The 23,091-nt window shown below is 65.6% G+C and carries 23 protein-coding genes and 3 pseudogenes; 14 read left to right on the forward strand and 12 right to left on the reverse strand.

Features of this window, described 5'->3' with window-relative positions; genetic code table 11:
- Positions 1 to 14 precede the first annotated feature (14 nt).
- The 5 genes from QMF22_RS12255 to QMF22_RS12275 all read right to left on the reverse strand — a co-directional run bounded on the left by QMF22_RS12255 (position 15) and on the right by QMF22_RS12275 (position 3,865).
- Positions 15 to 1,046 (reverse strand): NADPH:quinone reductase, encoded by a 1,032-nt coding sequence (locus QMF22_RS12255; protein WP_283453952.1) that lies wholly within the window; start codon positions 1,044 to 1,046, stop codon positions 15 to 17.
- A gap of 44 nt (positions 1,047 to 1,090) precedes the next feature.
- Complete coding sequence (locus tag QMF22_RS12260; protein WP_283453955.1) at positions 1,091 to 1,744, reverse strand: IMPACT family protein; 654 nt, start codon at positions 1,742 to 1,744, stop codon at positions 1,091 to 1,093.
- 40 nt (positions 1,745 to 1,784) lie between these two features.
- Positions 1,785 to 3,137 (reverse strand): APC family permease, encoded by a 1,353-nt coding sequence (locus QMF22_RS12265; RefSeq protein ID WP_283453957.1) that lies wholly within the window; start codon positions 3,135 to 3,137, stop codon positions 1,785 to 1,787.
- Positions 3,138 to 3,289: 152 nt separating this feature from the next.
- Positions 3,290 to 3,736 carry a DnaJ family domain-containing protein gene (locus QMF22_RS12270; protein ID WP_283453959.1) on the reverse strand — a complete coding sequence of 149 codons (447 nt, stop codon included), beginning with the start codon at positions 3,734 to 3,736 and terminating at the stop codon, positions 3,290 to 3,292.
- A gap of 6 nt (positions 3,737 to 3,742) precedes the next feature.
- Positions 3,743 to 3,865: a hypothetical protein gene (locus tag QMF22_RS12275; protein ID WP_283453961.1), complete on the reverse strand. Its 123-nt coding sequence runs from the start codon at positions 3,863 to 3,865 to the stop codon at positions 3,743 to 3,745.
- A gap of 63 nt (positions 3,866 to 3,928) precedes the next feature.
- Between QMF22_RS12275 and QMF22_RS12280 the strand changes: the two are divergent.
- Both QMF22_RS12280 and QMF22_RS12285 read left to right on the forward strand, forming a co-directional pair.
- Positions 3,929 to 4,174, forward strand: a pseudogene (locus QMF22_RS12280) (ATP-binding cassette domain-containing protein); the annotation flags it as partial.
- The gene (locus tag QMF22_RS12285; protein WP_283453963.1) at positions 4,171 to 4,809 is read left to right on the forward strand and encodes a hypothetical protein; all 639 of its coding nucleotides are present in this window, start codon (positions 4,171 to 4,173) and stop codon (positions 4,807 to 4,809) included. The pseudogene QMF22_RS12280 and the gene QMF22_RS12285, both read left to right, overlap by 4 nt.
- Here the strand turns inward: QMF22_RS12285 and QMF22_RS12290 are convergent.
- Positions 4,806 to 5,825, reverse strand: a complete 1,020-nt coding sequence (locus tag QMF22_RS12290; RefSeq protein ID WP_283453964.1) for an EamA family transporter — start codon at positions 5,823 to 5,825, stop codon at positions 4,806 to 4,808. The two genes, QMF22_RS12285 and QMF22_RS12290, sit on opposite strands and share 4 nt — an antisense overlap.
- 85 nt (positions 5,826 to 5,910) lie before the next feature.
- Here QMF22_RS12290 and QMF22_RS12295 point away from each other — a divergent pair, with 85 nt between their 5' ends.
- The gene (locus tag QMF22_RS12295) at positions 5,911 to 6,495 is read left to right on the forward strand and encodes a CGNR zinc finger domain-containing protein (protein ID WP_283453967.1); all 585 of its coding nucleotides are present in this window, start codon (positions 5,911 to 5,913) and stop codon (positions 6,493 to 6,495) included.
- On the opposite strand, the gene QMF22_RS12300 is transcribed toward QMF22_RS12295, so the two are convergent.
- Positions 6,473 to 7,441: an NAD(P)-dependent alcohol dehydrogenase gene (locus QMF22_RS12300; RefSeq protein WP_283453969.1), complete on the reverse strand. Its 969-nt coding sequence runs from the start codon at positions 7,439 to 7,441 to the stop codon at positions 6,473 to 6,475. The two genes, QMF22_RS12295 and QMF22_RS12300, sit on opposite strands and share 23 nt — an antisense overlap.
- A gap of 186 nt (positions 7,442 to 7,627) precedes the next feature.
- On the opposite strand from QMF22_RS12300, the gene QMF22_RS12305 reads away from it, so the two are divergent.
- The 3 genes from QMF22_RS12305 (at position 7,628) to QMF22_RS12315 (ending at position 10,894) form a co-directional block, all read left to right on the forward strand.
- Entirely contained in the window at positions 7,628 to 7,849 is a 222-nt protein-coding gene (locus QMF22_RS12305) for a hypothetical protein (RefSeq protein WP_283453970.1), read from the forward strand.
- A gap of 83 nt (positions 7,850 to 7,932) precedes the next feature.
- A complete protein-coding gene (locus tag QMF22_RS12310) occupies positions 7,933 to 8,421 on the forward strand; it encodes an FBP domain-containing protein (RefSeq protein WP_283453972.1) in 489 nt (162 codons plus the stop codon).
- A gap of 433 nt (positions 8,422 to 8,854) precedes the next feature.
- Complete coding sequence (locus QMF22_RS12315; RefSeq protein ID WP_283453974.1) at positions 8,855 to 10,894, forward strand: HNH endonuclease signature motif containing protein; 2,040 nt, start codon at positions 8,855 to 8,857, stop codon at positions 10,892 to 10,894.
- Positions 10,895 to 11,074: 180 nt separating this feature from the next.
- Here QMF22_RS12315 and QMF22_RS12320 read toward each other — a convergent pair whose 3' ends face one another.
- Positions 11,075 to 11,674: a cupin domain-containing protein gene (locus QMF22_RS12320; protein ID WP_283453976.1), complete on the reverse strand. Its 600-nt coding sequence runs from the start codon at positions 11,672 to 11,674 to the stop codon at positions 11,075 to 11,077.
- 68 nt (positions 11,675 to 11,742) lie between these two features.
- Entirely contained in the window at positions 11,743 to 13,008 is a 1,266-nt protein-coding gene (locus tag QMF22_RS12325; RefSeq protein WP_283453978.1) for an MFS transporter, read from the reverse strand.
- A 154-nt stretch (positions 13,009 to 13,162) separates the two neighbouring features.
- Here QMF22_RS12325 and QMF22_RS17520 point away from each other — a divergent pair.
- A pseudogene (locus QMF22_RS17520) lies at positions 13,163 to 13,597 on the forward strand (AAA family ATPase); the annotation flags it as partial.
- Positions 13,598 to 13,717: 120 nt separating this feature from the next.
- Here the strand turns inward: QMF22_RS17520 and QMF22_RS12335 are convergent.
- Positions 13,718 to 14,161, reverse strand: a complete 444-nt coding sequence (locus QMF22_RS12335; RefSeq protein WP_283453982.1) for a VOC family protein — start codon at positions 14,159 to 14,161, stop codon at positions 13,718 to 13,720.
- A gap of 89 nt (positions 14,162 to 14,250) precedes the next feature.
- Positions 14,251 to 14,790, reverse strand: coding sequence for a MarR family winged helix-turn-helix transcriptional regulator (locus tag QMF22_RS12340; RefSeq protein ID WP_283453984.1), 540 nt, complete (start codon positions 14,788 to 14,790; stop codon positions 14,251 to 14,253).
- Positions 14,791 to 14,969: 179 nt separating this feature from the next.
- Between QMF22_RS12340 and QMF22_RS12345 the strand changes: the two genes are divergently transcribed.
- From QMF22_RS12345 to QMF22_RS12370, 6 genes are read left to right on the forward strand one after another with little or no spacing between them, the layout of a single operon-like run.
- Positions 14,970 to 16,109, forward strand: a complete 1,140-nt coding sequence (locus QMF22_RS12345; RefSeq protein WP_283453986.1) for an acyl-CoA dehydrogenase family protein — start codon at positions 14,970 to 14,972, stop codon at positions 16,107 to 16,109.
- Between the two features lie 59 nt (positions 16,110 to 16,168).
- Complete coding sequence (mmsB, locus tag QMF22_RS12350) at positions 16,169 to 17,080, forward strand: 3-hydroxyisobutyrate dehydrogenase (RefSeq protein WP_283453988.1); 912 nt, start codon at positions 16,169 to 16,171, stop codon at positions 17,078 to 17,080.
- 9 nt (positions 17,081 to 17,089) lie between these two features.
- A complete protein-coding gene (locus QMF22_RS12355) occupies positions 17,090 to 17,977 on the forward strand; it encodes a 1,4-dihydroxy-2-naphthoyl-CoA synthase (protein WP_092339566.1) in 888 nt (295 codons plus the stop codon).
- Positions 17,978 to 18,020: 43 nt separating this feature from the next.
- Positions 18,021 to 18,791, forward strand: a complete 771-nt coding sequence (locus QMF22_RS12360; protein ID WP_283453992.1) for an electron transfer flavoprotein subunit beta/FixA family protein — start codon at positions 18,021 to 18,023, stop codon at positions 18,789 to 18,791.
- An 11-nt stretch (positions 18,792 to 18,802) separates the two neighbouring features.
- Positions 18,803 to 19,780, forward strand: a complete 978-nt coding sequence (locus tag QMF22_RS12365) for an electron transfer flavoprotein subunit alpha/FixB family protein (protein WP_283453994.1) — start codon at positions 18,803 to 18,805, stop codon at positions 19,778 to 19,780.
- A complete protein-coding gene (locus QMF22_RS12370) occupies positions 19,777 to 20,706 on the forward strand; it encodes a cytochrome b/b6 domain-containing protein (RefSeq protein WP_283453996.1) in 930 nt (309 codons plus the stop codon). The genes QMF22_RS12365 and QMF22_RS12370 overlap by 4 nt, the downstream gene beginning before the upstream one ends.
- An 84-nt stretch (positions 20,707 to 20,790) precedes the next feature.
- On the opposite strand, the pseudogene QMF22_RS12375 reads toward QMF22_RS12370, so the two are convergent.
- Positions 20,791 to 21,000 (reverse strand): annotated as a pseudogene (locus QMF22_RS12375) (squalene cyclase); the annotation flags it as partial.
- Positions 21,001 to 21,180: 180 nt separating this feature from the next.
- Between QMF22_RS12375 and QMF22_RS12380 the strand changes: the two are divergent.
- Complete coding sequence (locus QMF22_RS12380; protein ID WP_283453998.1) at positions 21,181 to 23,067, forward strand: FAD-binding monooxygenase; 1,887 nt, start codon at positions 21,181 to 21,183, stop codon at positions 23,065 to 23,067.
- The last annotated feature ends 24 nt before the right edge of the window (positions 23,068 to 23,091 follow it).

Consider the following 23,091-nt stretch of genomic DNA (forward strand, 5'->3'; position numbering starts at 1 on the left):
TCTTCGTGCTCGGGTCAGTTCGCGGATACGTCGATGAGTACCTTGCCGGTGGCGCCGTTCTCGACGAGGGCGTGGGCATCCGCTGTCTGCGCCAGGTCGAAGCGGTGCAACGGTAGACCGGCATCCGCTCCGATGGGCAGCGCGCCGTCGACGAGCGCTTCGTTGATGGTCGCCGCGGCCTGCTGCACGACGTCGATGCCAACCGTGTAGAGCAGCAGAAACTGGTAGCGCACGTTGAGGCTGAAATGCTTGCGCACGTCGAGGGTCATCAGGTCGCCGCCGTTGTTGGCGTAGACGGCGATCGAGCCGCGGTTGCGAATGACCTTAAGGTCGAGGTCGGAATTCTGGGCCGGGGCCACCTCGACGATGAGGTCGACTCCGTCGGGTGCGATGGCTCGAATTTCAGCGGCGACATCAGAGTCGGTGTAGGTGACGACGTGGTGGGCGCCGGCGGCTGCCGCGAGGGTCGCTTTGGCCGGCCCGCTCACCGTCGTGATCACCGTCGCTCCGGCCCAGCGAGCAAGTTGGATGGCGGCGTGACCGACGGCGCCGGCGCCGCCCGCGACGAGCACGATCTTGCCGTCGAGCGCGCCCGGATGCAGACGCCGCGGCCCGTCCTCGGCCACGGTGAGCGCGCGGTAGGCGGTGACGGCCGGCACTCCGAGGCTGGCGCCCTGGTCGAAACTGGCCGCGGCGGGCAGCAGAAACACACGTTCCGCGGGGACTACCGCGTATTCCTGGGCGGTGCCGCTGTTGGCCCGCTGATAGGCGGCGAGGGCGAGCCAGACGCGATCGCCGACGGCCACGTTCGACACTCCGGCGCCGACGGCGTCGACGAGTCCCGAGCCGTCCTGATTCGGCACCACGTCGGGAAAAGCCAGAGCCTCTCCCGATTGTGAGCCACGGCGCGACTTCCAGTCGGTTGGGTTCACCCCGCTGACCAGGATGCGCACGCGCACTTCGCCGGCTCCGGGTTCGGTCACCATTCGATCGACAAGGTGGAGCACGGAGGGGTCACCGGTTTCGCTGTACACAATGGTCTTCATGTGAGACCCAACGCGATGCGCGCCAGATTGTTCCCTCTACTCGGTCACGGCGAGACGTCGACCCATTCCTGACCGAGCACTTCCAGGGCAGCACCCCCGGCCGTTGCCTGGGCTACCAGCGCCCTCAATCGCTCGGCGTCATCGTCAGCCAGGCGCAGCACTGCTTCCCGACCGTAGTCCGTACACAGGATGCGCACACCGTATTGGCGCAGTTCGGCTTCGATGCGTCCGGCCTCCGCGTGGGCCAGGGCAAGGCTGAACAGGTCCCTGCGTTGCCGCGCCACAAGGAGCCCTCGGGACTGCGCATCGTCGATCGTGGTCAGAACCGCATCCGAGTAGGCGCGCACCAGTCCGCCCGCCCCGAGCAGCGTGCCACCGAAGTAGCGGCTGACCACGGCCACGCTGTCGACGAAGCCCCGTCCGGCGAGCGCCTCGAGCATGGGCCGGCCAGCGGTACCCGAGGGTTCACCATCGTCATTGGAGCGACGCACCTGGTCGGGGGCGCCAGTTGGCCCGATCACGAATGCTGAGCAGTGGTGACGAGCACTCCCGTGTTCTTTGCGAGCTTCGTCGACCACAACGCGCGCAGCTTCCTCGGTTTCGGTTCTGACCAGGCGGCAGAGAAACCGCGACCGTTTGACCTCGATCTCGGCATCGACACGACTTCCCGGGCCACCCTGCAGAGTGAGATCGACCATCCCTCCAGTCTCTCTCAATTCGCCCATATCATGCGCCACCTCAGGGGGCCGGTGAATTCGACTCCGGTTCGGCGGTCTCGGCCGCTTGGGCGCTGCGCACACCCTCGGGCCGCCCGGACCGCACCCAGATTTGATGCAGGACGGCCGATACCACCAGCGCCGCTCCGAGGCTGAGCAACGGCAGCCCGCGCGACAGGTTCATGATCAGGGTGAAGAGTACGACCAGGGCACCGACCAGATTCAGCATGAGGGAAGCAGGTCGGCGCTCGCGAAATGAGAATCGGGCCATGGCGAGCAGACCTCCCAAAAAACTCAGGAACACGGCGACGGCATAGTACAAGACGAGGCTCTGATCGTCACCGCCCGCAATGATCGTGATGGTCACCCCGAGCACCGCGAACAACGCCACTCCCCAGATCGGTGTGTGTCGACTGTTGGTGCGGGCCAGGGCCGCGGGGAGGATACCCACGCGTTGCCCGTCGGCACGGGCATGGCGAGCGAGGGCTTTGAGCATTCCCGGCCCGGCTTGGAAAGACGAACTCGCGGCGGCGAGCAGCAGCAGAGCGGTGGCCAGCTGGAAGGCAGCGAACAGCGGTGCCGGTGCGGCTACCCGGGCGAGCTCGGCGATCTGGGTTGTGTCGGGCCCGGGGATGCCGATGCGCAAGTGCACCAGTTCCACCGCGAGCCCGATCGTTGTGGTGCCGACAACCGCCAGGGTGAACCACAGCGTGAGCCGTCCGAATCGCCGCCGCCCCGCGTCGTCCAGCTGGCCGAGTTCGGCAATCGCCGTGGACGGGGCCTCCACACCGGTGGCCAGGGCCATGGCCACCGGAAAAGCGAGCAGCACGGCCACGATGGGCAGGTGGGGAACGGTCTCCGTAATTGTTCCTTGTGCCTGCGGGGTGACCCCGATGCCGTAGATAAGAACGGCCGCCATGAGGGCGATGAACGTCAGCGTCATGACAGCGAAAATGACCCGACCCAGATGGCCGAACAACGTCGCAACACCGACGACCAGCAACAAGGCCACGGCAATCTCCATGCGCCACGGAGCCAGCGCTGGAAAGTAGGCGATTGCAGCAGATGCCCCGGCCGAGACACTCACCGCAATCGTCAACACGAAGTCCACTACCAGGGCGCCGATGGGGATGAAGGACCAACCGTCGCCGAATGCCTCACCGACAGCGGCTGAGGCGCCGCCGCCCTTCGGGTACCGCGAGATGAGTTGGCGGTAGTTCACGATGACGAGGGTGATGATCGCCACCACGAGACCCATCGTCGCCAGCAGCAGAGACAGATCACCGCCCAGTGCCCGCAACGCCGCTTCAACCGCATAGGCGACCGAGGATACCGGGTCGGCCATTACGGAGAAGGCAAAAGCGATGAGAAGCACACCCCGGGAGGCGAACATCCGGTGAAACCGGGTGAATGGAGGGCGACGGGGCGATCGGACGAATTCGGGCACGAACAACCCTCCAGTTGACGCTCAGCCCTGCAAGCTTAGGACTCTACGACAGGGAACTGGAGCCATTGCATCCGCTTAGTTCATTGTGAACGCGCGCGGCGGCGTTCCCGCCAAGTCATGGCGGCGAGCGCCGCGGCCTCGCGTTCCCGCTTCAGCCGGGCCTCCTCGATGCGGGTAGCTCGGCGCTCCCGCCAGAGCACGAGCTGTTCGTCCACGTCCCGAGTTGGCGTGACGACGGGCGGCCCGCCCTGTAACTGCCGCCGTGCCGCCGCCACTCGGCTGTTGAAATCCCTGAGGATCTCGGTGACCGCAGCCTCAGACTGCGCGCTGTCCAGCCGCGCGTCGAGTTCGGCGTTCTCGGTGCGCAGGATGAGGGCCGACAGCCCGAGCCCCATGATCTTCTCGCTCTCGATCTTCTGGCGAATCCACCAGTCCGGGTCATACCCACGATCGAGGTTTGCGAGCGGCTTGCCCGCACCCGGCAGGTCGTCGAACTCGCCGCGACGAATGGCCTGCTGGATGGCCATTTCCACTTACTGGGCGCGCGCTTCCATCATGGATTGCCCGGCGGTTTTCGGCTCGGGGTCGTTGTCGGTCGGCGCGGGCGTGTCGGCCGGATCGGGCGGAAGGATCCGCTTGAGTTGGTATCGAGCCACGGTCAGTCGGGCGTCGGTGGGTGACCCGTCGTAACGCTCCTTCCCTTCGACCTCCGCAATCGGTTCGTGAACGAGCTGTCCTCCGGGCAGACCCAGTTACTGGCGGTGGCCACGGCCCTCGTGCGGCCCTTCGACGTTCTCATCCTCGACGAACCGGAGCAGCGGCTGGATGCGCACCGCCGGGATCTCATTGCCGCGGCGGTGCGCCGAGAAATCGACCGCGGCGCATCCGTTGTGATCGTCAGTTACAGCGCAGAGCTGGTGGCCCACCACCCGCAAAGCGGGGCGAATGGTATGTTATTGAAATGAGCGAGATCAGCGTGCCGAGCCCAGCGACGCTTCCCTCGGGCTGGCTGCGACTGGACCGGGCCGGTTGGTGGGGCACCTTCGCGGTAACTCCGCTGAACGGCATCATGCTGGGCATCGTGCCGATCAACCTCGGTACCACGACCGCTCGAAGTTTCGATATCTCTATCTGGTGGGGCTTCCTGATGGCCCTTGGAGCCATCGTGCCGGTGTTCCTAGTGCTCTACCTCGTGCAGCGACTGCGATATCCACAGCCCTGGGTGAATTTCGACAGGAATGAACTGCGGGCCGGCCGCCGAGTCGTGCCTCTGACCGACATCGTGTGGGCCCGCCTCGATATGTTCGACCGACAGCGAGCCCACACCCGCATGCTCGCGCTACGGTTCGGCGCGGAGGGCGGTCCACGGGCATCCGTTCGCCTGCGCGGTCGTACAGGGCAGACACTCCCCGCCGAGGTGACCGCGGTCGTTGCGGAGATCATCCGCCGGTCGTTGGTTGCCGTGCCGCAGACCCCCAATGACCCGAGCGGGCGCTTTGCCCGCTACAACTATCCCGGTTCGCTCGGCCGTGCCAACGCCCTCGAGGTCGTGCTGAACCCGCCGACCATCGACGACCGAGCCCCGGTGCTGATCGCCTAAGCGGATGCGGCGGCCTTCGCCTCATCAGAGGCGGCGGCCGCGTCGCCGTGCCCGTCGCCGTGCCCGTGCGGCAGTTCCGGCTCGTCCGGCGGCAGCGCCTCGGCGGCCAGTTCGACGCGCTCCTCACCCACAGCGGCGATGCCACCCAGAATCAGGAGTCCGCCGAGCAACTGCAGCGGCGTCAGCACTTCGCCCAGTAGAAGCCAGGCGAAGAGCGACGCGAAGATAACCTCGAGCAGACCAACGAACGAGGCGAGCCTCGACCCGAGAATTCCCGCAGCCGTGATGCCGGCCGCATAGGCGATCGCGGTACTGATAATCGCCAGGGCGAGCAGCGGCACCCACCACGGCACGACCGTGCCGAGCAGGGACAGGTTACGAAGCGATGCGGTGAACGGGAGCAGGCCCGTCAGGCCGAGCAAGCCCAGCACCCCTCCCCCGACCAGCAGCCCGAAGGCTGCCAGCGCGATCGGCGGCAGGCCCTGAGCTGGGCGGGCGGCCACCACGAAGAACACCGCGCAGGCGATGGCCGCGCCGAAGGCGAACAGCACCCCCACCGGGTCGACGGCCCGAATGGCACCGGGTCCGATTACGAGCAGCAGCCCGGTGACGGCGAGAGCCGAGCCGAGCAGAACCGTGCGGCGCGGCATCCGTTTTGACGTCACCCAGACGAAGCCGACCAGGATTAGCGGTGCGAGAAATTCGATCAGCAGCGCGGTCGAGATCGGAATGGTCTGCAGGGCGGCGAAGTAGGCCAGTTGCGTGCACGCGACACCGACGATGCCCATTCCGAGCACCCGCCAGCGGCCCAGCCACAGGGCCGCCCAACGCCCGCGCAGCGAATATAGCGCGAGCGGCAGCAGAATGAACCCGGCGGTCAACGCGCGGGCGGTCACGGCGGCCGTGGGTGACCAGCCGGCCTCGAGCATGGGCTTGACCAGTGCGCCCGAGGTGCCGAACGAAATGGCAGAGCCGGCGGCGACGATCAGGCCTCCCGGCAGGGACGAGATCTTCATGCTTCTCCTTCGGACGACACGGGCCCGTCATGGTCTAAACTGGCCTGTGCCACTGACAGTAGAACCGTTTTGTTAAGGAGTCAACTTGCATTTTGCCCCTGACACCGAGGAAGCTCTCGAATTCGTGGTTCTGCTTGGCGACACGGATCCCGGGGCTTCGCGCAGCGGCCGTGACGAACTCGAAACGCTCGCCGACTTGGCCGCGCTGCTCGCGCCGATTCCGTTCACCGGTCGCATCGACGGCGACGACGCAGAACTGTTCGACGTGCGGCAGACCCGGGCGCTGCTCCGGCGGGTCTGGACCCTCGACCGCGATGATGCGGTCACCGAGGTCAACCGCATCCTGCGTGAGGCCAAGGCTCTCCCCCAGCTCGCCCGCCACGACGTGTCGGACTGGCACCTGCACGCGACGGTGCCCGAGGCGCCCCTCGGCGAGCGGATGCGAGTTGAGGCTGCCCTCGCACTGATCGACGTGATTCGCAGCGACGAAATGCGGCGCCTGCGCATCTGCGAAGCGGATGACTGCACCGGCCTGGTTCTCGACCTCTCCCGAAACGGGTCCAAGCGTTTCTGCAGCGTGCGCTGTGGCAACCGCATGAACATGATCGCGTTCCGCGAGCGTCAGGCCGCCGGGACTGCTGCTGAGGTCACTCCTCGCGCACAAGAATGACGACGTTACCGATCTTTTGGCCGGCCGCCACGTACTCGTAGGCTTCACGAATCTGCTCGAGCGGGTAGCTTCGATCGATCACCGGCCGAAATTCACCCGAGGTGACCAGCCCCTGCAGGAACAGGGCGTCCTCGCGCATGTCCCGGGGAATGGGAAACAGCACTCGCTTCCGGCGCAGCAGGGGCGTTGTAAGCGCCAGAACGGGGTTCTGCCACAGAGTTCCGAGCTCCGACGAAACATAGATTCCGCCCGGAACGAGGATGCGCCGGCACCGTCCGAAGGAACTCTTGCCGACAGCGTCGAGTACCACGTTGAATTCATTGTCGAGAGTGGTGAAGTCCTCCCGAAGGTAATCCACGACTCGTTCGGCTCCGAGCGATTCCACCTGGGCCAGGTGGGCGGTGGCGCAGACCGCCGTGACGCGGGCGCCGAGCTGCACCAGCAGCTGCACGGCGGCTGACCCGATGCCTCCCGTGCCGCCGTTGACCAGCACATTCTGCCCGGCCGTGACACGTGCCGCGCGAATCATGTTGAGCGCGTAGTGGGCACCCTCGATGATCGGCGCTGCCTGCTCATACGATGTCGCGGCTGGGATCTCGGCGACGAGGCCGGTCTCGGCGATAGTCAGGTACTCAGCGTGGCCGCCGAATTTCACGCCGTTGTAGCCGAACACCCGCTGGCCGACCGCGAATGCACTGACGCCGGTACCGACGCCCACGATCTCGCCGGCGAATTCGCAGCCCAGAATCGTCGCCCTGGGCGCTCGCAGTCCACTGAACAGCCGCACCACGAGGGGCTTGCCACTCAGAAACCCGCAGTCCGTGCGGTTGACCGTGCCGGCAAAGACCCGCACGCGCAGCTCCCCAGTCTTCGGCGTCGGAGGCGACGCATCCTCGACGTGCACGAAGCTCGGGGGTCCGTAATGGCGGTACACGGCGGCTTTCATGCGGCACAGCGTACTCTCGAACGACAAATCGCTCCCGATCAGCCTCGGGAGCGACGCCGGCACATCCGCTAAAGACACGATTTCGTTGGCCTTTAATTGCTTTTGGAAGGAATTACGCGAACCTCGTCGATAGAACATACCGAACTTCCCGCGCTAACCAATCGGCCCGTTGCCACCTGGTCACTCATGGTTTTGATGCTCATCGTCGTGGCGCTCATACCGGACTGGACCGAATCGGGAGCGAACAGACCCCTCTGGCTTTTTGTGGTTCCCATCGTTTTGGGTTTGGGCGGTGCGGTGTTCGCTGTGCGCGCCCGTCACTTCTGGTGGGCCATTGTTTCCGCCGTCTGGGGATTCGCCCTGCTCCAAGGCCTGATCCTCGTTGTCACGCTGGTCAGCGGCCCCTGACTCGCGTCACCGCCGCACGCGTGGCGACGCAAGCGTAGTCTGGACAAACTGCCCAAATGCCCACCCGACAGACAAGGCTTCACATGCTCCCGCTCACCGAAACGGATATCCGGGCCGCGTTCATCAACGCTTCCCTTAGTGAGCGCAAGGCCGTGACCCTGCCGTCGAACCTGGCAACGCTCGCCTGGGACAAACTCGACTATCTCGGCTGGCGTGACCCCAAGGCACCCGGAATCGGCTACATCATCGCCCGGCTCGATGACGACCCGGTCGGGCTACTGCTGCGAGAGCGCAAGGGAAAGATGACTACGCGGCCGCAATGCTCGTGGTGCAATGACGTGCAGTTGCCCAACGATGTGGCGTTCTTCAGCACCAAACGCGCGGGGCAGGCCGGGCGAAATGGCGACACCATCGGCATTCTGGCCTGTACCAATTTCGAGTGTTCGGTGAACGTTCGTAAGCTTCCCTCGGTCGCCTACATCGGATTCGACGTTGAGGCCGCTCGGCAACAACGCATCGAAGCGCTGGGCGAGCATGTGCGCAACTTTCTGCAGGACGTGCGGGACGGCTAGCGAGTTTCGGAGTTCTTCGGGCTGACCTTGAGCCTGTCGCACTGGCCGGGCATGAGTGCAGGCTGAGCCGAATCGTCGGAGTGACGGCGGGGTTGGTCGCGAGTCGACTCAGCAAAATCTCCAGCCGCGGTCGAATATTGCACTCGGGCATCGGCGACGCGGAATGGCAGCGATGCTGGTGCGCGGAGACGTAGGACATGCGCGAACTCGCGGCACGTACTTGTGACTAGAAATCGCTTATTTCTTCGATACCGCCACATCGGCACTCAATCGCTGCTGTTACGAAATACGAGATGCTACCTACATTTGTCTCGTAGCAGTGGTACCAGTCTCGACGAATTCGGATCAGGCGGTCATACTTAGTCCTGGAAACTTAGCTGAGTTTCTCTCGCTTTTGTGTTCTATTGGCGGTAGAATGGGTGTCAAGGAGGCAATGGCGCCCATGTTCATGGAAAACCCGAGCGAGTCCGGTTCGAACCCCGTCATTGTGGCGGTGGAGCAGGCTCGGGATGCACTGCTGGCGGCGTTGGGCGGGGTGTCGTTCGGGTTGCTGGGCGATGAAGAATCCCTGACCGTGCTGCTGGCGCTGGAGAGCGTGGGCCGGGTCGTTGACGGTGCCCGGGTGCTCTCCACGACCGACGTGCTGCGCCGCTCCGAATACTTTGATGCTGCCGCAGCGAAAGCCGCAGCCCAGGCGGCTGTTGATCAGAGTGCCGCCGCCCCGGGCGGTGCGGGTTCGAACAGTGCTGGTGCGGACAGTGCTGGTTCGGACACTGCTTCTGCGGAATCTGTGCCCCTTGAGTCTGCTGCGGCTGCTGCGGCCTCGCCGAGCGTGGCGGGTGCCGCGGCGGCTCTGGCTGCGCCGACGCTGGCCCGTCGGCTGGGCTGCCGCAGCGGCGTCGAACTGGTCTGCACCCTCGCCCGACTCTCCCGCAGCGAGGTGCGTCAGCGGTCCGCGCTCGGTGAGAAAGCCGGCCAGCGGATGCTACTCGGCCGCCCCCTCAGTCCCACCTATCCTGTTCTCGGGAAGGCGCTGCAGGGCGGGGCGCTCGGGCTGGAGCAGGCCCGCGTGATCGTGCAGGTGCTCGACGGCCTGCGCTCCGAGGTGTTGCCCCCGGACCTCGACCGGGTCGAACGCTCCCTCGTGGCGAGCGGGTCCGGGGCGATCACTCCCGAAACTGAGGGACTGCCCGGTGCCGGCATCGCCTTTGCGCCGGAACTGCTGCGGCAGCAGGGCATCCAATGGAAGGCGCGCCTCGCCCCCGACGGCACCGCACCCGGCGAAACCCCCACCGAACGGCGCAGCTGGCTCACCTTCGGCGGCCTAGCCAACGGCGGCTATAGCTTGAACGGCTGGTTCACCACCCTCGACCGCGCCATCATCGGCAACGTCTTCGATGCGTACCTGTCCGCCGCGGCGGCCAACCCGGTTCCCGGCGCCGACAGCGCCGCGACCCGGGCGACCGGCACCACCTCTGGCACGGCGTCCGGCACGAGTCGAGTTTCCAAGACCACCCCGCGGGCACGGGTCGCGTTCCGGGAGACCGAACCCGATCACGCAGACGACACGGACGAGTTCGGCGATGTCGAATCTGAGGTCGGACCTGACGTTGACGCTGGCGTCGCCGGCGCGCACCGCGGTATCGACGGCAAGAACGGCCGGAACTACAACAGCGAAGCGGCACCAGAATCGACCAGCGAGGCGCGGGACGCCTCGGCCCAGGCCACCGAAATTGGCGAGGCCCACGACTCCCTCGAGGCGGGCGTGAAAATGGAGGCCAGCGAGGCGCTCGGCACCGACCCACCCGACCCACTCAGCTCCGACCGGCTCAGCTCCGACCGGCTCAGTCCGTGCCCGCAGCAACCCGACGACACCCGCTCCCGCAGTGAAAAACAAGCCAGCATCCTGCGCGCCGTGTTCGAAGGCGCCGCCCGGCACCCCGGCACCCCCACCATGGGCGGAGCCGCCCCCACCGTGCTCGTACACATCAACATCAACGACCTCCTCGACGGCCGCGGCACCGGCTGGATCGACGGCATCGACGGACACCTCACCACCAGCCAAGTCGACGAACTGATCTGCGCCGGCGGCTACCAACCCGCGCTGTTCGGCCAGAACGGCCAAATCCTAAACCTCGGCCGCAGCAACCGGTTCTTCACCGCCACCCAACGCCGAGCCCTCGCCGCCCGAGACGGCGGCTGCGTCATCCCCGGCTGCACCGTGCCACCACACCTGGCACAAGCGCACCACGTCATCCCCTGGCAAAAAGGCGGCCCGACCGACATCGACAACGCCGTGCTGCTCTGCAACGCCGGCCATGCCAGCATCGACACCTCCGGCTGGGAGATCGACATGCGCGACGGCCGCCCCTGGATCCGCGGCCCGCTCGTATTCGACCCCACCCAAACCTGGCGCCCCGCCGGCCAAAACCGCGCCGCCACACCCGCCGAGAAACCCCACTGGGACAAGTAGCGCGAACTGCACTCGGCCGACGGAATGGCTGGGCACCGCAGACAGCCACCGCGGGACTACGGCGGTCTCGACAGGCTCGACCAGCGGGATGCCAGCGACCGCAGACCGACTCACGTTGCACGGACGGCGGTCTCGACAGGATTGCTCAGCGGGTTGGGGGCGTATTAGTAGCTCTGGAGCCTAGCCGCGCCGGCGCAAGCGCACCGTGGGAAGAGGCGGTGCCGGAATCGGGCCGGGTTGTCCGGCGGGAAAGCTGCCGAAGCGCGGCTCGAGGGCCACACCGTCGACCACCCCGACATCAGCTACGCCGACCGCCCAGTCGACCGTCCCGACATCAGCACCGACGACCACGCTTTCAGCAGCGCTGATCTCCGTCTGCCACCGGGCGCGGTAGGCGACGATCTCTTCGTGGCTGCATTGCCAACCTCTATCTGGCGTTCCAGGACGATGTGCTCGCCTTGCAGGACCAGATTGAAGGCCGGGCCCACTAGGTGCTGTGTCAGGCGAATTTTTCACACTCGACGAATTCGATGGTGTGCGCGCACCACGGTTCTCGACGGTGTGTTCGGCCCCGGATGGCCGCGTGTAGCTCTGACCGTTGCGAATTTCCGCGACGATCTCTGAGCCGTCGGCGTTGATCACGTGCATGGTTGCGCTCACGAGGGGCACAACCACATATTCATATTCGTGCACGTGCATGGGAATGGCATCGCCGGGTTCAATCGTCCACTTGGTCGCGCGAAAAATTTCATTGTCGATTTGCGTCTCACCGGTGGCCATGAGTTCCCCTTGCTCGTGCAGCGGACAGTACGACGATCCTACTCAGGGTAAGACGGGAACGACGCGGTCTACGCGGCGCCAGCGGCGGCATCCGCCCGTACCGTGTTGGTATCGGCGGGGTCCTTCTGGCGGCGACTGGCGAGCAAAAACGGCAAGCCGACGAGCTGAACGACCGCGCCGATCACGAGCGAGGCACCGTAGCCCTGCAGGTCGGCCGCACGGCCGAGGGCGGGCTGAATGAAGACCCCGCCGAGGCTGCCGAACAGGGAGTCGAACGACAACACGGTCGCGCGCTGCTTCGACGGGATCATGTCGTTGAGGTAGGCCTGCCGCACCGGCCCGGCGACGGCGAACACGAAACCCCAGATTACGAGGAGAATGACCGCGAGCCAGAACAGGCGATTCAGGCCGAGTGCCACGAGCGTCCCGACGCTCACGATCGACGCGACGAGCACCATGCTCGTGCGCTTCGCGAACAGAGAGCGGATGCGCGGCGCCAGCAGTCCGCCGCCCACTTGGGCTAGAGACAGCACGGCCGCCGCCAGCCCGGCGATGGAGTACGCGGTCGGGTCGCCGTAGAGCTCAAGCAGATACGGCTGCAGCGCGTAGAACGCGTAAATGCCGACCCCGCCGGCGAACGGTGCGGAAAAGATGACGTAGCGCACCGAGCGCTTGCGCAGGCCGTGTTCGATCGACTGGGTGAGTACGTTGCGGGTGGCCGTCAGCGGGCCAGCCGACCGGTCAGGGGTGAACCCGAGGTCCTTCATGACTACGTAGGCGAAGACGAACATGACCACGAGCACGCCAGCACGCAGCAGGAATGGCACGCCGAGGTTGGTGGCCTGGGCGATCACCCCGCCGAGCACCGAGCCGGTGAACATGGCGATTCCGGTCACCACGAGGCCACGACCGAACACGGCCTCGAGGCTGCCCGTGTATCCGGTCGAGGCCAGGGCGTCGACCAGCCAAGCTTCCACCGCGCCGGAGAAGAAGGTGAAACCGAGCCCGAGCAGCACCGACACGAGCGCCCACCACACGAACGGCGCGTGCCAGAGCCACAGCATCCAGTAGAGGCCGGTCGTGACCGACAGTGTGATCGTGCCGAGGAGATAAGACGCCTTACGGCCGACCGTGTCGGCGACCACCCCGGTGGGAATCTCGAAGACGACCATGCCCACGGTGAAGAATGCGTTGGCGGCGAAGGCTTCGAAGTTCGACAGCCCAGCGTCGAGCAGAAACAACGTGTTGATGCCCCAGATGAACGATGCGGCCAGGGTGTTGCCGAGCATCAGGGTCAGATACACGCGCTGCACGCGTCGCGCCGCCTGGTTCACGATCAGCTCCGGCCGATGCATATTTTCACAGAGCAATCATCGACCCTGTTCGAGCGGATGGCTACCCGCGACGCGCTCGGGTCAGGTCATGACGGCCATCGGCGGGAGATGCCGGACACCAAGCACGTCGTGACCCTGTGATGAGGGCATGTCGATGCCGGTTGTGGCTACGAAGCTCTTCATTCCCGCTCGTCGACCACAGGTCGTGACTCGTCCGCGCCTGATCGAGCGCCTGCACGAAGGCCTGCGGGCCGGGCACAAACGAACTCTGATCTCCGCCCCGGCCGGGTTCGGCAAGACGACGCTCCTGAGTGAATGGATCGCCGCACTGCCCGAGCCGGCGGGCAGGATGGCCTGGGTCTCGCTCAACGAGGCAGAACGCGATCCGGCCCGGTTTCTGAGTTATCTGGTCGCCGCCGTGCAGATCGCCGGCGTCAGCATCGAAGCGGATGCCCCCGCCCCCGCCGGTCAGCCGCGCTCCGCCGAGCAGACCATAACGGCCCTCATCAACGCCGTGGCGCGCGCCGGGCACGAAATCGTCGTCGTGCTGGATGACTTCCACGTGGTCTCCGGTGGACCGGTCACCGACCTGGTGACTCTTCTGCTCGACCACCAGCCGTCGAACCTGCACTTGGTCATCGCCGGCCGCGCCGATCCCCCGCTGCCGCTGGCGCGCCTGCGCGCCGTTTCGGTGCGAGCACGACCGGGATCAGCTGTCCGCCGGCTGCTGGCCCAGGTAGGCGTCCGGCCCCTTCTCGGCGGCGACCGGGTCCATCCACAGGGCGCTGAACTCGTTGCCCTCGGGATCCTGAAAGTCGCGCGCGTACATGAAGCCGTAATCCTGGGGCTCGCGCGGCTCGGTGGCGCCGGCGGCCAGCGCCTTCTCGAGCAACGCGTCGACCTCGTCGCGGGAGTCTCGGCTGAACGCGGTCTGCGTCATCACAGAGATACGCGGATCGGCGATGGGCTTGTCGGTGAAAGTGGCGAAGAAGTCCCGGGTGAGCACCATGAGGTAGAGGTTCTCTTCGATCACGATGCAGGCGGCGTTCTCGTCGGTGAACACCGGGTTGACGCGCCAGCCGAGGGCCTCAAAAAAAGTCTTCGACCGGTCGAGGTCACTCGTGGAGAGGTTGACGAAGATGCTGGTAACCATGCTGACTCCTATGTCGGTCAAAAGCGATCCGTCGATCTGCGGTCCTGCCAACATACTGGTTGAAACACGCAGGCTGTCAAGTGACAAGTTCAGTCCCGCAGGTGACCATCCACGTCGGGGTCCACGAAATCGCCGGCGTCACGGCGAAAACCGGTCAGCACGCTGATCAGGTTCTGAACCTCACCGGCACCCAGGCCCGGCTGCGTGAACACTCGAGCGTTGAGTTCGTCGGTGGCGGCGAGCACGCTGGTCTGGCCCAGCGGCGTGAGCTCGATCAGCGTGGCTCGCCCATCGGTCGGGTGCGCCACCCGTCGCACGAGTCCGGCCGCTTCAAGCCGGTCGACCGTGTTGGTCACGCTGGTGGGGTGCACTTGTAGCCTGGCGCTGGCCTTGGCCATCGGCAGCGCCTTGCTGCGGGTGAAGCTCAGCAGCGCGAGCAGTTCATAGCGGGCAAAGGTGAGGCTGAGCGGCTTGAGAACCGTATCGATGCGGGCGAGCATGATCTGCTGGGTGCGCATGATCGAGGTGACCGCGGCCATTCCGTCGGCGGCGTCTGCCCAGCCGTGCTCGACCCAGTGGCGGCGCGCCTCGAGGATGGGATCGGTCTGCAACGGGGGTATTGAAGACATCGGTCCTCCTAACTGGCGAGCGGATGCCCACGGCTATGTTCTCACGCGCCAACGCGGCGCAGAAATGGCCAACCCAAAAAATACTAGGAAGCCCTAGCAATTACTAGGGCTTCCTAGTATCTTGGTCGGAGACAACACAACGTCGTTTTTATCCGGCGTTGCGAGGAAGCAGGCGGAGCATGTTCCAGCTCAGTGAAGACCAACGCGACCTGGTGGCGATGGTGCGCGATTTTGCGACCTCCTCGCTCGCCCCGCACGCGGTGGAATGGGACCAGACCAAACATTTTCCGATCGACGTGCTCGAGGAGGCAGGGAGCCTGGGCATGGGCGGCATCTACGTGCAAGAAGATGTGGGCGGCTCGGGCCTCACCCGCAGCGATGCCGCGCACATCTTCGAAGAACTCGCCAAGGGCGACCCCACCATCGCCGCCTACATCTCTATTCACAACATGGTCGCCTGGATGATCGACAGTTTCGGCAACACGGACCAGCGCAAAAAATGGGTTCCCGACCTGGCCGCCATGACGTCGCTCGGCAGTTACTGCCTCACCGAACCGGATGCCGGTTCCGACGCGGGTGCCCTCCGCACCAAGGCCGTGCGCGACGGCGATGACTACGTGCTCAACGGCGTGAAACAGTTCATCTCCGGAGCCGGATGCTCGAGCGTCTATGTCGTCATGGCGCGAACGAGCGACACCGGCAACCAGGGCATTTCCGCGATCGTGGTACCGGCCGAAACACCCGGGCTCTCCTTCGGCCCGAACGAGAAGAAGATGGGCTGGAACGCCATGCCCACCGCCCAGGTGATCTTCCACAACGTGCGCGTGCCGGTCGGTAACCTGCTCGGCGCCGAGGGCGACGGATTCGGCATCGCCATGAAGGGACTCAACGGCGGGCGCATCAACATGGGTGCCTGCTCCCTCGGCGGCGCCCAGTGGGCGCTCGACCAGACCGTGGCCTACCTGAAGGAGCGCAAGGCTTTCGGCAAACCGCTGATCGATCAGCAAGCCCTCGTGTTCGAACTCGCCGACATGGACACCGAGCTCGAAACGGCCCGCACCATGATCTGGCGGGCAGCGGATGCCCTGGACCGCGGCGCCCCCGACCTCGTGAAACTCTGCGCGATGGCCAAACGCGTCGCCACCGACGCCGGATTCTCGGTGGCCAACCGCGCCATCCAGCTGCACGGCGGCTACGGCTACCTCAGCGAATACGGCATCGAAAAGGTCGTGCGCGACCTGCGCGTGCACCAGATCCTCGAGGGCAGCAACGAGATCATGCGCCTCATCATCGGGCGGACCCTGGCGGATGTCCACTGACCGCCGGACGCACCGGTTGAAGATAGTCCTGACCACCACACCCTGAAGAAGGAAAACAGATGAGCAACCGAATAGCCTTCATCGGCCTGGGTCACATGGGCGGCCCGATGGCCGCCAACCTGGTCACGGCCGGACACACCGTCATCGGCTACGACCTCGTGCCCGCCGCCCTCGACGAGGCTCGCGCGAACGGCATCACCGTGGCCGAGTCGGCGGCGGCCGCCGTGGCCGACGCCGAGATCGTGATCACCATGCTCCCGAGCGGCCGGCACGTGCTCGGCGCCTACCAAGGCGACGGGGCTACTGCCGGACTGATCGCATCCGCGGGGCCGCACACGCTCTTTCTCGAATGCTCCACGATCGACGTGAGCGACGCACGCGCCGCACGCGACCTGCTCGTCGCGGCCGGACACCGCGGCTTGGACGCGCCGGTCTCCGGCGGAGTGGGCGGCGCCACGGCCGGCACACTCACCTTCATGGTGGGGGCCGACCCTGCAGACTTCGAATCGGCACTGCCGGTGCTGCAGATCATGGGCGGCAAGATCGTGCACTGCGGCGAATCGGGCGCCGGGCAAGCTGCCAAGGTCTGCAACAACATGATCCTCGGAATCTCGATGATCGCCGTGAGTGAGGCGTTCGTGCTCGCCGAGAAGCTCGGCCTCAGCCACCAGGCCCTGTTCGACGTGGCCTCCGCGGCCTCCGGGCAGTGCTGGGCCCTCACCACGAACTGCCCGGTGCCCGGACCGGTGCCGACCAGCCCGGCCAACCGGGACTACCAGCCCGGCTTTGCCGGAGCGCTCATGGCGAAGGACCTCGGCCTGGCCGTGAACGCCCTCGAAGCCACCGGCGTTGCGGCCGAACTCGCCCCGCTCGCCGCCCAGATCTACCGCCGCTTCGCCGACGCGGATGGCGGTGGTCGGGACTTCTCCGGCATCATCACCGAGATCCGTGCCAACTCCGAGCACACCTAAGCTGAAACCATGACTCAGGTTTCCGAAATTTTCGATCCGTCCCTGTGGAAGCCGGTCGACGGCTTCTCCGCGCTGGCCGACATCACCTATCACCACGACAACGCCGGCCGGGTCGCCCGCGTCGCCTTCAACCGGCCGGAGGTGCGCAACGCCTTCCGCCCGCAGTCGGTCGATGAGCTCTACCGGGTGCTCGACGACGCCATGCAGAACACCAAAATCGGCGTCGTTCTGCTCACCGGCAACGGACCCAGCCCCAAAGACGGCGGCTGGGCGTTCTGCTCCGGCGGCGACCAGCGAATCCGCGGCCGCGATGGCTACCAGTACCGCGACGGAACCGTGAGCACCGGTCGGTTGCATATTCTCGAGGTCCAGCGACTTATCCGCTTCATGCCCAAGGTCGTCATCGCCGTCATTCCCGGCTGGGCGGCCGGCGGCGGACACTCCCTGCACTCGGTCTGCGACCTGTCGATCGCCAGCAAGGAACACGGCATGTTCAAACAAACGGATGCCGACGTCGGCTCGTTCGACGGCGGTTACGGCAGCGCCTACTTCGCCCAGCACGTCGGGCAGAAGTTCGCCAGGGAAGTGTTCTTTCTCGCCCGCCCGTACGACGCGCAGCGCGCCTATGAGATGGGCGCCGTCAACGCGGTGGTGCCGCACGCCGAACTGGAGACCACCGCGCTGGACTGGGCCAACACCATCCTCACGAAGTCGCCGACCGCGATCCGCATGCTCAAGTACTCCTTCAACGCCATCGATGACGGACTGGTCGGCCAGCAGCTCTTCGCTGGCGAGGCCACCCGCCTCGCCTACGGCACCGACGAAGCCGTCGAGGGCAAGGAAGCATTCCTCGAACACCGCGAACCCGACTGGTCCCCCTTTCCCTGGCAGTTCTAGCCGGCATAACAGGCGAGACCAACGGGCTCGCAGGAGGTAGCTCATGAAAATCATCGTTCTGGTCAAGCAAGTGCCAGACACCTGGGGAGACCGTACCCTCGACCTCAGGACGGGGTGGCTCGATCGAGGGTCGAGCGACTCCGTCATTGACGAGATCAATGAGCGTGCTCTCGAGGTGGCGCTGAGCTACCAGGACGGCAACGACGCCGAGGTCGTCGCGCTCACCATGGGTCCAGACTCGGCCAAAGACATACTGCGCAAGGCGCTGGCGATGGGAGCCGACTCGGCCATCCACCTGCTCGACGGCGGCCTGGCCGGAGCCGACCTGCTGCGCACCTCCGAGGTCATCGCCGCCGCAGCCACCAAGGCCGGGTTCGATCTGATCATCGCCGGCAACGAATCCACCGATGGCCGCGGCGGAACGCTCCCCTCACTGATCGCCGGCCGGCTCGGCGTGGCGCAGGCCACCTATCTCGACTCCGTCGTCATCACAACGGATGCTGTCAGCGGCCACCGCGCCACCGAAAACGGGTCCATGACCCTGCACTCCCCGCTTCCCGCCGTCGTATCGGTGACCGAGCAGTCGGCCGAACCCCGGTTCCCCAATTTCAAGGGCATCATGCGCGCCAAGAAGAAGCCCGTCACGGTCTGGTCCTTGGCCGACCTCGGGCTGGACGCCGCCGCGGCATCCGCTCATTCCGTGATCACCCAGACCAGCCCCCGTCCGGCCCGTGTGGCCGGCACCAAGATCGTCGATCGGGGCAACGCGGGCGTTGAACTCGCGGAATTTCTCGCCGCCGGCCGTCTGATCTAGGAAGGCACACAATGTCGAATATTCTCGCCCTCATTGAAATCTCGCCCGACGGCGTCATCGCCAACACCGCACCGATGCTGCTCGGCGCCGCAGCCCGTCTGGGCACACCGGTCGCCGTCGTCGCCGCCCCGCCCGGCATCTCGACCATCCTCACCGAACAGCTCGGTGCTCTCGGAGCCGAACAGGTCTACGTCGGCGAAACCGACCAGACCACGGCCGTACTGCTGACCCCGCAGATTGAAGCCCTCGTGGATGCGTTCACCACGCTCGGACCGGCCGCCGTTCTCGTGGCGCACTCCATCGACGGTCGCGAGATTGCCGCCCATGTCGCGCTCCGCACCCGGGGCGCCCTGCTGACAGATGCCGTGGACCTACACCGGGACGGCGACGCGATCGTCGCCTCGCACTCCGTTTTCGGCGGCGCGTACACCGTCGATTCGACCGTGCAGGGCGGCCCCGCCGTCGTCACTGTGCGCCAGGGCGCAGTCGACGGTCGTGCCGAGCCGAAAACGGCGACCGTCACGCAGGTCACGCTCGACCTCGACACGTCCCGATCGACCCTGATCGACAGCGTTGAGGCCACCTCGGTGGCCGCGGACCGGCCCGACCTGCGCGGTGCCAAAACCGTGGTGTCCGGCGGTCGCGGTTTGCAGTCGCAGGAGAAGTTCGTGCTGGTGGAGCAGCTGGCGGATGCCCTCGGCGCCGCGGTCGGCGCTTCCCGCGCCGCCGTCGATGCCGGGTTCGTGGCGCAGACGTCTCAGGTCGGCCAGACCGGTGTCACCGTCTCGCCGCAGCTCTACATTGCGCTGGGAATCTCCGGCGCCATCCAGCACCGCGCCGGCATGCAGACCGCCAAGACCATCGTCGCCATCAACACCGACGCCGACGCCCCCATCTTCGACATTGCCGACTTCGGAATCGTCGGGGACGTCTTCACCGTCGTCCCCCAGCTCATCGACGCGATCGGCAAACGAAGCAGCGCGCAGTGACGTCCTCGGGCGGCCGCCTCGCCACCCTTGCCGGAAACCGGTGGTTCAAGCTGGTCTGGATCATTCCGGCGGGCATCGTGGTGCTGGCCGTGGTCGTACTCGCAGCCAGGGGCATCCGTTCGCTGCCCGACGTGCAGTCCTTCCTCACCGATTATCCAGGAACGACGACTCTGCCCGACTCCGCCCCGGTGGGGATTCCGGCCTGGCTCGCCTGGCAACACGGCCTGAACGCCTTCTTCATTCTGTTCATCATCCGCTCGGGCTGGCAGATCCGCACCACCAAGCGCCCCACCATGTTCTGGAAACGAAACAACACCGGGCTCATCCGCACCGCGACCCCGCCGATCAAGATCAGTCTGAACCTCTGGCTGCACATCACCTTTGACACACTGTGGGTGGTGAACGGAGTGCTGTTCTACGTTCTGCTCGTTGCGACGGGGCAGTGGCTTCGGCTGATCCCGGTGACCTGGGAAATCTTTCCGAACGCCCTCTCCGCCGGGCTTCAGTACGCGTCGCTGAACTGGCCGGTCGAAGACGGCTGGGTCAACTACAACGCCCTGCAGACCATCAGCTATTTTCTCGTCGTGTTCGTCGCGGCGCCTCTGGCCCTGGCCACCGGGCTGCGCATGTCACCCTCGTGGACCTCGAAGCGACTGAGCAAGTTCTACCCCATTGCAGTGGCCCGTGCAGTGCACTTTCCGGTTATGGTCTTCTTCGTGGCCTTCATCGCGGTGCACGTCATCCTCGTGTTCGCAACCGGGGCCCTGCGCAACCTGAACCACATGTATTCCGCGCAAAACGCTGACGGATGGCTCGGGTTCTGGATTTTCGCCGGCACCCTCGCCCTGATGATCGCCGCCTGGTTCGCCGCCCAGCCGTTCGTATTGCGAGCGATCGCGTCACTCACCGGCACCGTGTCGCGCTAAGCGGATGCGTCCCACCAGGCCAGCACGCGGGTGCCATAGAACGTGAGCCACTTCGACGGCTCACCGGCTGCCGCGTCTACTTCGAAAGTCCGCCGGAAAGTAGGCGCCGCCCGTCCACTGGCCATCGGTATCCTGCAGCGCCAGTAGTCGCGCCCCAAAGCCTTCCGTGTTCACCCTCGCCCTGGTGGCCTGCCACACCTCGGGCGATGCATCCGCAAGGTCGCGTTCGACTCGCCAGCGCAGGGCCGGGTCGGAGTCAAGCAACCACTCGAGAAGTTTCGGGTCGGTCGTCACTGTCAGCACGTTACCCGCATTTTCGCCTTGCGCAGCCGCCCAGAACATATATGATTTGAGAAACAATAATAGAACACGTCGTTCTATTATCGAACAGACTTGATAATGGCCACACTCGTTTTGGCCACACAGAAGTTGTAACCGCAGAGAAGTTTAACCACACAGAGAAGTGAGGAAGCCGTGCAGTTTCACCACCACGGATACGTGTCCACCGATCCCCGCACCCAAGATGCGGCCGGAGTTGGCATCGATCGCCCCGACGAGCTCCCCGACAACGTGGACGTACTCATCGTCGGAACGGGCCCGGCCGGCATGATCACCGCTGCCCAGCTCTCCCAGTTTCCCGGTATCACCACCCGCATCGTGGAGCGCCGTGGCGAACGCCTCACGATCGGTCAGGCCGACGGCATCCAGGCCCGCAGCGTCGAGACTTTTCAGGCATTCGGCTTTGCCGAGCGCATCATCGCCGAGGCCTACCGCATCACCGAGATGGCGTTCTGGAAGCCAGACGCCGCCAACCCGGCCAACATCATTCGCACGGCCCGCGCCATCGATGATCCCACCGGCATCAGCGAGTTTCCGCACCTCATCGTCAACCAGGCGCGCGTGCTCGACTATTTCGCCGAGGTCATGGCGAATTCGCCTACCCGCATGGTGCCGGACTTCGGCTACGAGTTTGCCAGCTTGACCAACACCACGCATGAGACCAACAGCGTTGGCGACTACCCCGTCACCGTGACACTCGTACACACCACCGGCCCCAAGAAAGGCCAGGAGCGCATCGTTCACGCCAAGTATGTGGTCGGCGCCGACGGTGCCCGCAGCGGCGTGCGCGATTCGATCGGCTGCACCCTCGCCGGCGACCAGGCCTTCCACGCCTGGGGCGTCATGGATGTACTGGCCGTCACCGACTTTCCCGACATTCGCACCAAGTGCGCCATCCAGGGGACTACCGGAAGCATCCTGCACATTCCGCGCGAGGGCGGCTATCTGTTCCGCATGTACGTCGACCTCGGCGAAGTCGCCCCCGATGACAACGGAGCCGTGCGCACGACGACGATCGACGAGATCATCGTGAAGGCGAACGAGATTCTGCACCCGTACACACTCGACGTGAAGAACGTGGCCTGGCACAGCGTCTACGAGGTCGCCCACCGGCTCACCGATCGGTTCGACGACGTGTTGCCCGATGAAATTGGTATCCGCTCGCCACGCGTCTTCATCATGGGTGACGCCTGCCACACGCACAGCGCCAAGGCCGGCCAGGGCATGAACGTCTCGATGCAGGACGGCTTCAACCTCGGCTGGAAACTCGGCTACGTGCTCGACGGTCGCAGCCCCGAAAGCCTGCTCAGCACCTACTCGGCCGAGCGTCAGGTCATCGCGAAGAACCTGATCGACTTCGACAAGGAGTGGTCATCACTGATGGCCGCCAAGCCGGAAGACCTGAAGGTACCGCTCGAGGACTTCTACACCCAGACGGCCGAATTTCCGGCCGGGTTCATGACCCAATACCCGCCGTCGATGCTGATCGGTGAAGCAACCCATCAGGCGATCGCCACCGGATTCCCCATCGGTAAGCGTTTCAAGTCAGCTCCGGTGGTGCGCGTCGCCGACGCCAACCCGGTCGAGCTCGGCCACCACCACCGGGCCGACGGCCGCTGGCGCCTCTACGCGTTCGCTGACGCCGCTAACAGCTCCGCGCTCACCGCCTGGGCCGAGTGGATGCGCACCGCTGACGATTCCCCTCTGCTCGCCCACACTCCGGCCGGCACCGACATTGACAGCGTCTTCGACGTCAAGGTGATCTACCAGGACGCGCACACCGAGGTGGACCTCGGCCAGGTCGACCCGGCGTTCCTGCCGAAAACCGGCCCGTTCGGGCTGATCGACTACGAGAAGGTCTACGCCGCGGACCCTGCACACGACATTTTCGAGCAGCGCGGTATCAGTAGGAGCGGTGCTGTCGTGATCGTGCGCCCGGACCAGTACGTCGCGCACGTGCTGCCACTGACCGCCACCACGGACCTGGCCGCATACTTTCGGCAGATGCTGCTGGTTCGGTAGGTCTCACCGAGAACGGGTTCTGGG

The organism is Cryobacterium sp. PH31-L1 (assembly GCF_030063145.1).
GTDB lineage: Bacteria > Actinomycetota > Actinomycetes > Actinomycetales > Microbacteriaceae > Cryobacterium.

Coding starts and splice junctions, on each gene's coding strand:
- QMF22_RS12365 (WP_283453994.1), top strand. CDS start 18,803: ATGTCGAATATTCTCGCCCTCATTGAAATCTCGCCCGACGGCGTCATC.
- QMF22_RS12315 (WP_283453974.1), top strand. CDS start 8,855: ATGGCGCCCATGTTCATGGAAAACCCGAGCGAGTCCGGTTCGAACCCC.
- QMF22_RS12285 (WP_283453963.1), top strand. CDS start 4,171: ATGAGCGAGATCAGCGTGCCGAGCCCAGCGACGCTTCCCTCGGGCTGG.
- QMF22_RS12255 (WP_283453952.1), bottom strand. CDS start 1,046: ATGAAGACCATTGTGTACAGCGAAACCGGTGACCCCTCCGTGCTCCAC.
- QMF22_RS12310 (WP_283453972.1), top strand. CDS start 7,933: ATGCTCCCGCTCACCGAAACGGATATCCGGGCCGCGTTCATCAACGCT.
- QMF22_RS12260 (WP_283453955.1), bottom strand. CDS start 1,744: ATGGTCGATCTCACTCTGCAGGGTGGCCCGGGAAGTCGTGTCGATGCC.
- QMF22_RS12320 (WP_283453976.1), bottom strand. CDS start 11,674: ATGGCCACCGGTGAGACGCAAATCGACAATGAAATTTTTCGCGCGACC.
- QMF22_RS12305 (WP_283453970.1), top strand. CDS start 7,628: ATGGTTTTGATGCTCATCGTCGTGGCGCTCATACCGGACTGGACCGAA.
- mmsB (WP_283453988.1), top strand. CDS start 16,169: ATGAGCAACCGAATAGCCTTCATCGGCCTGGGTCACATGGGCGGCCCG.
- QMF22_RS12360 (WP_283453992.1), top strand. CDS start 18,021: ATGAAAATCATCGTTCTGGTCAAGCAAGTGCCAGACACCTGGGGAGAC.
- QMF22_RS12270 (WP_283453959.1), bottom strand. CDS start 3,736: ATGGCCATCCAGCAGGCCATTCGTCGCGGCGAGTTCGACGACCTGCCG.
- QMF22_RS12290 (WP_283453964.1), bottom strand. CDS start 5,825: ATGAAGATCTCGTCCCTGCCGGGAGGCCTGATCGTCGCCGCCGGCTCT.
- QMF22_RS12335 (WP_283453982.1), bottom strand. CDS start 14,161: ATGGTTACCAGCATCTTCGTCAACCTCTCCACGAGTGACCTCGACCGG.
- QMF22_RS12340 (WP_283453984.1), bottom strand. CDS start 14,790: ATGTCTTCAATACCCCCGTTGCAGACCGATCCCATCCTCGAGGCGCGC.
- QMF22_RS12300 (WP_283453969.1), bottom strand. CDS start 7,441: ATGAAAGCCGCCGTGTACCGCCATTACGGACCCCCGAGCTTCGTGCAC.
- QMF22_RS12355 (WP_092339566.1), top strand. CDS start 17,090: ATGACTCAGGTTTCCGAAATTTTCGATCCGTCCCTGTGGAAGCCGGTC.
- QMF22_RS12345 (WP_283453986.1), top strand. CDS start 14,970: ATGTTCCAGCTCAGTGAAGACCAACGCGACCTGGTGGCGATGGTGCGC.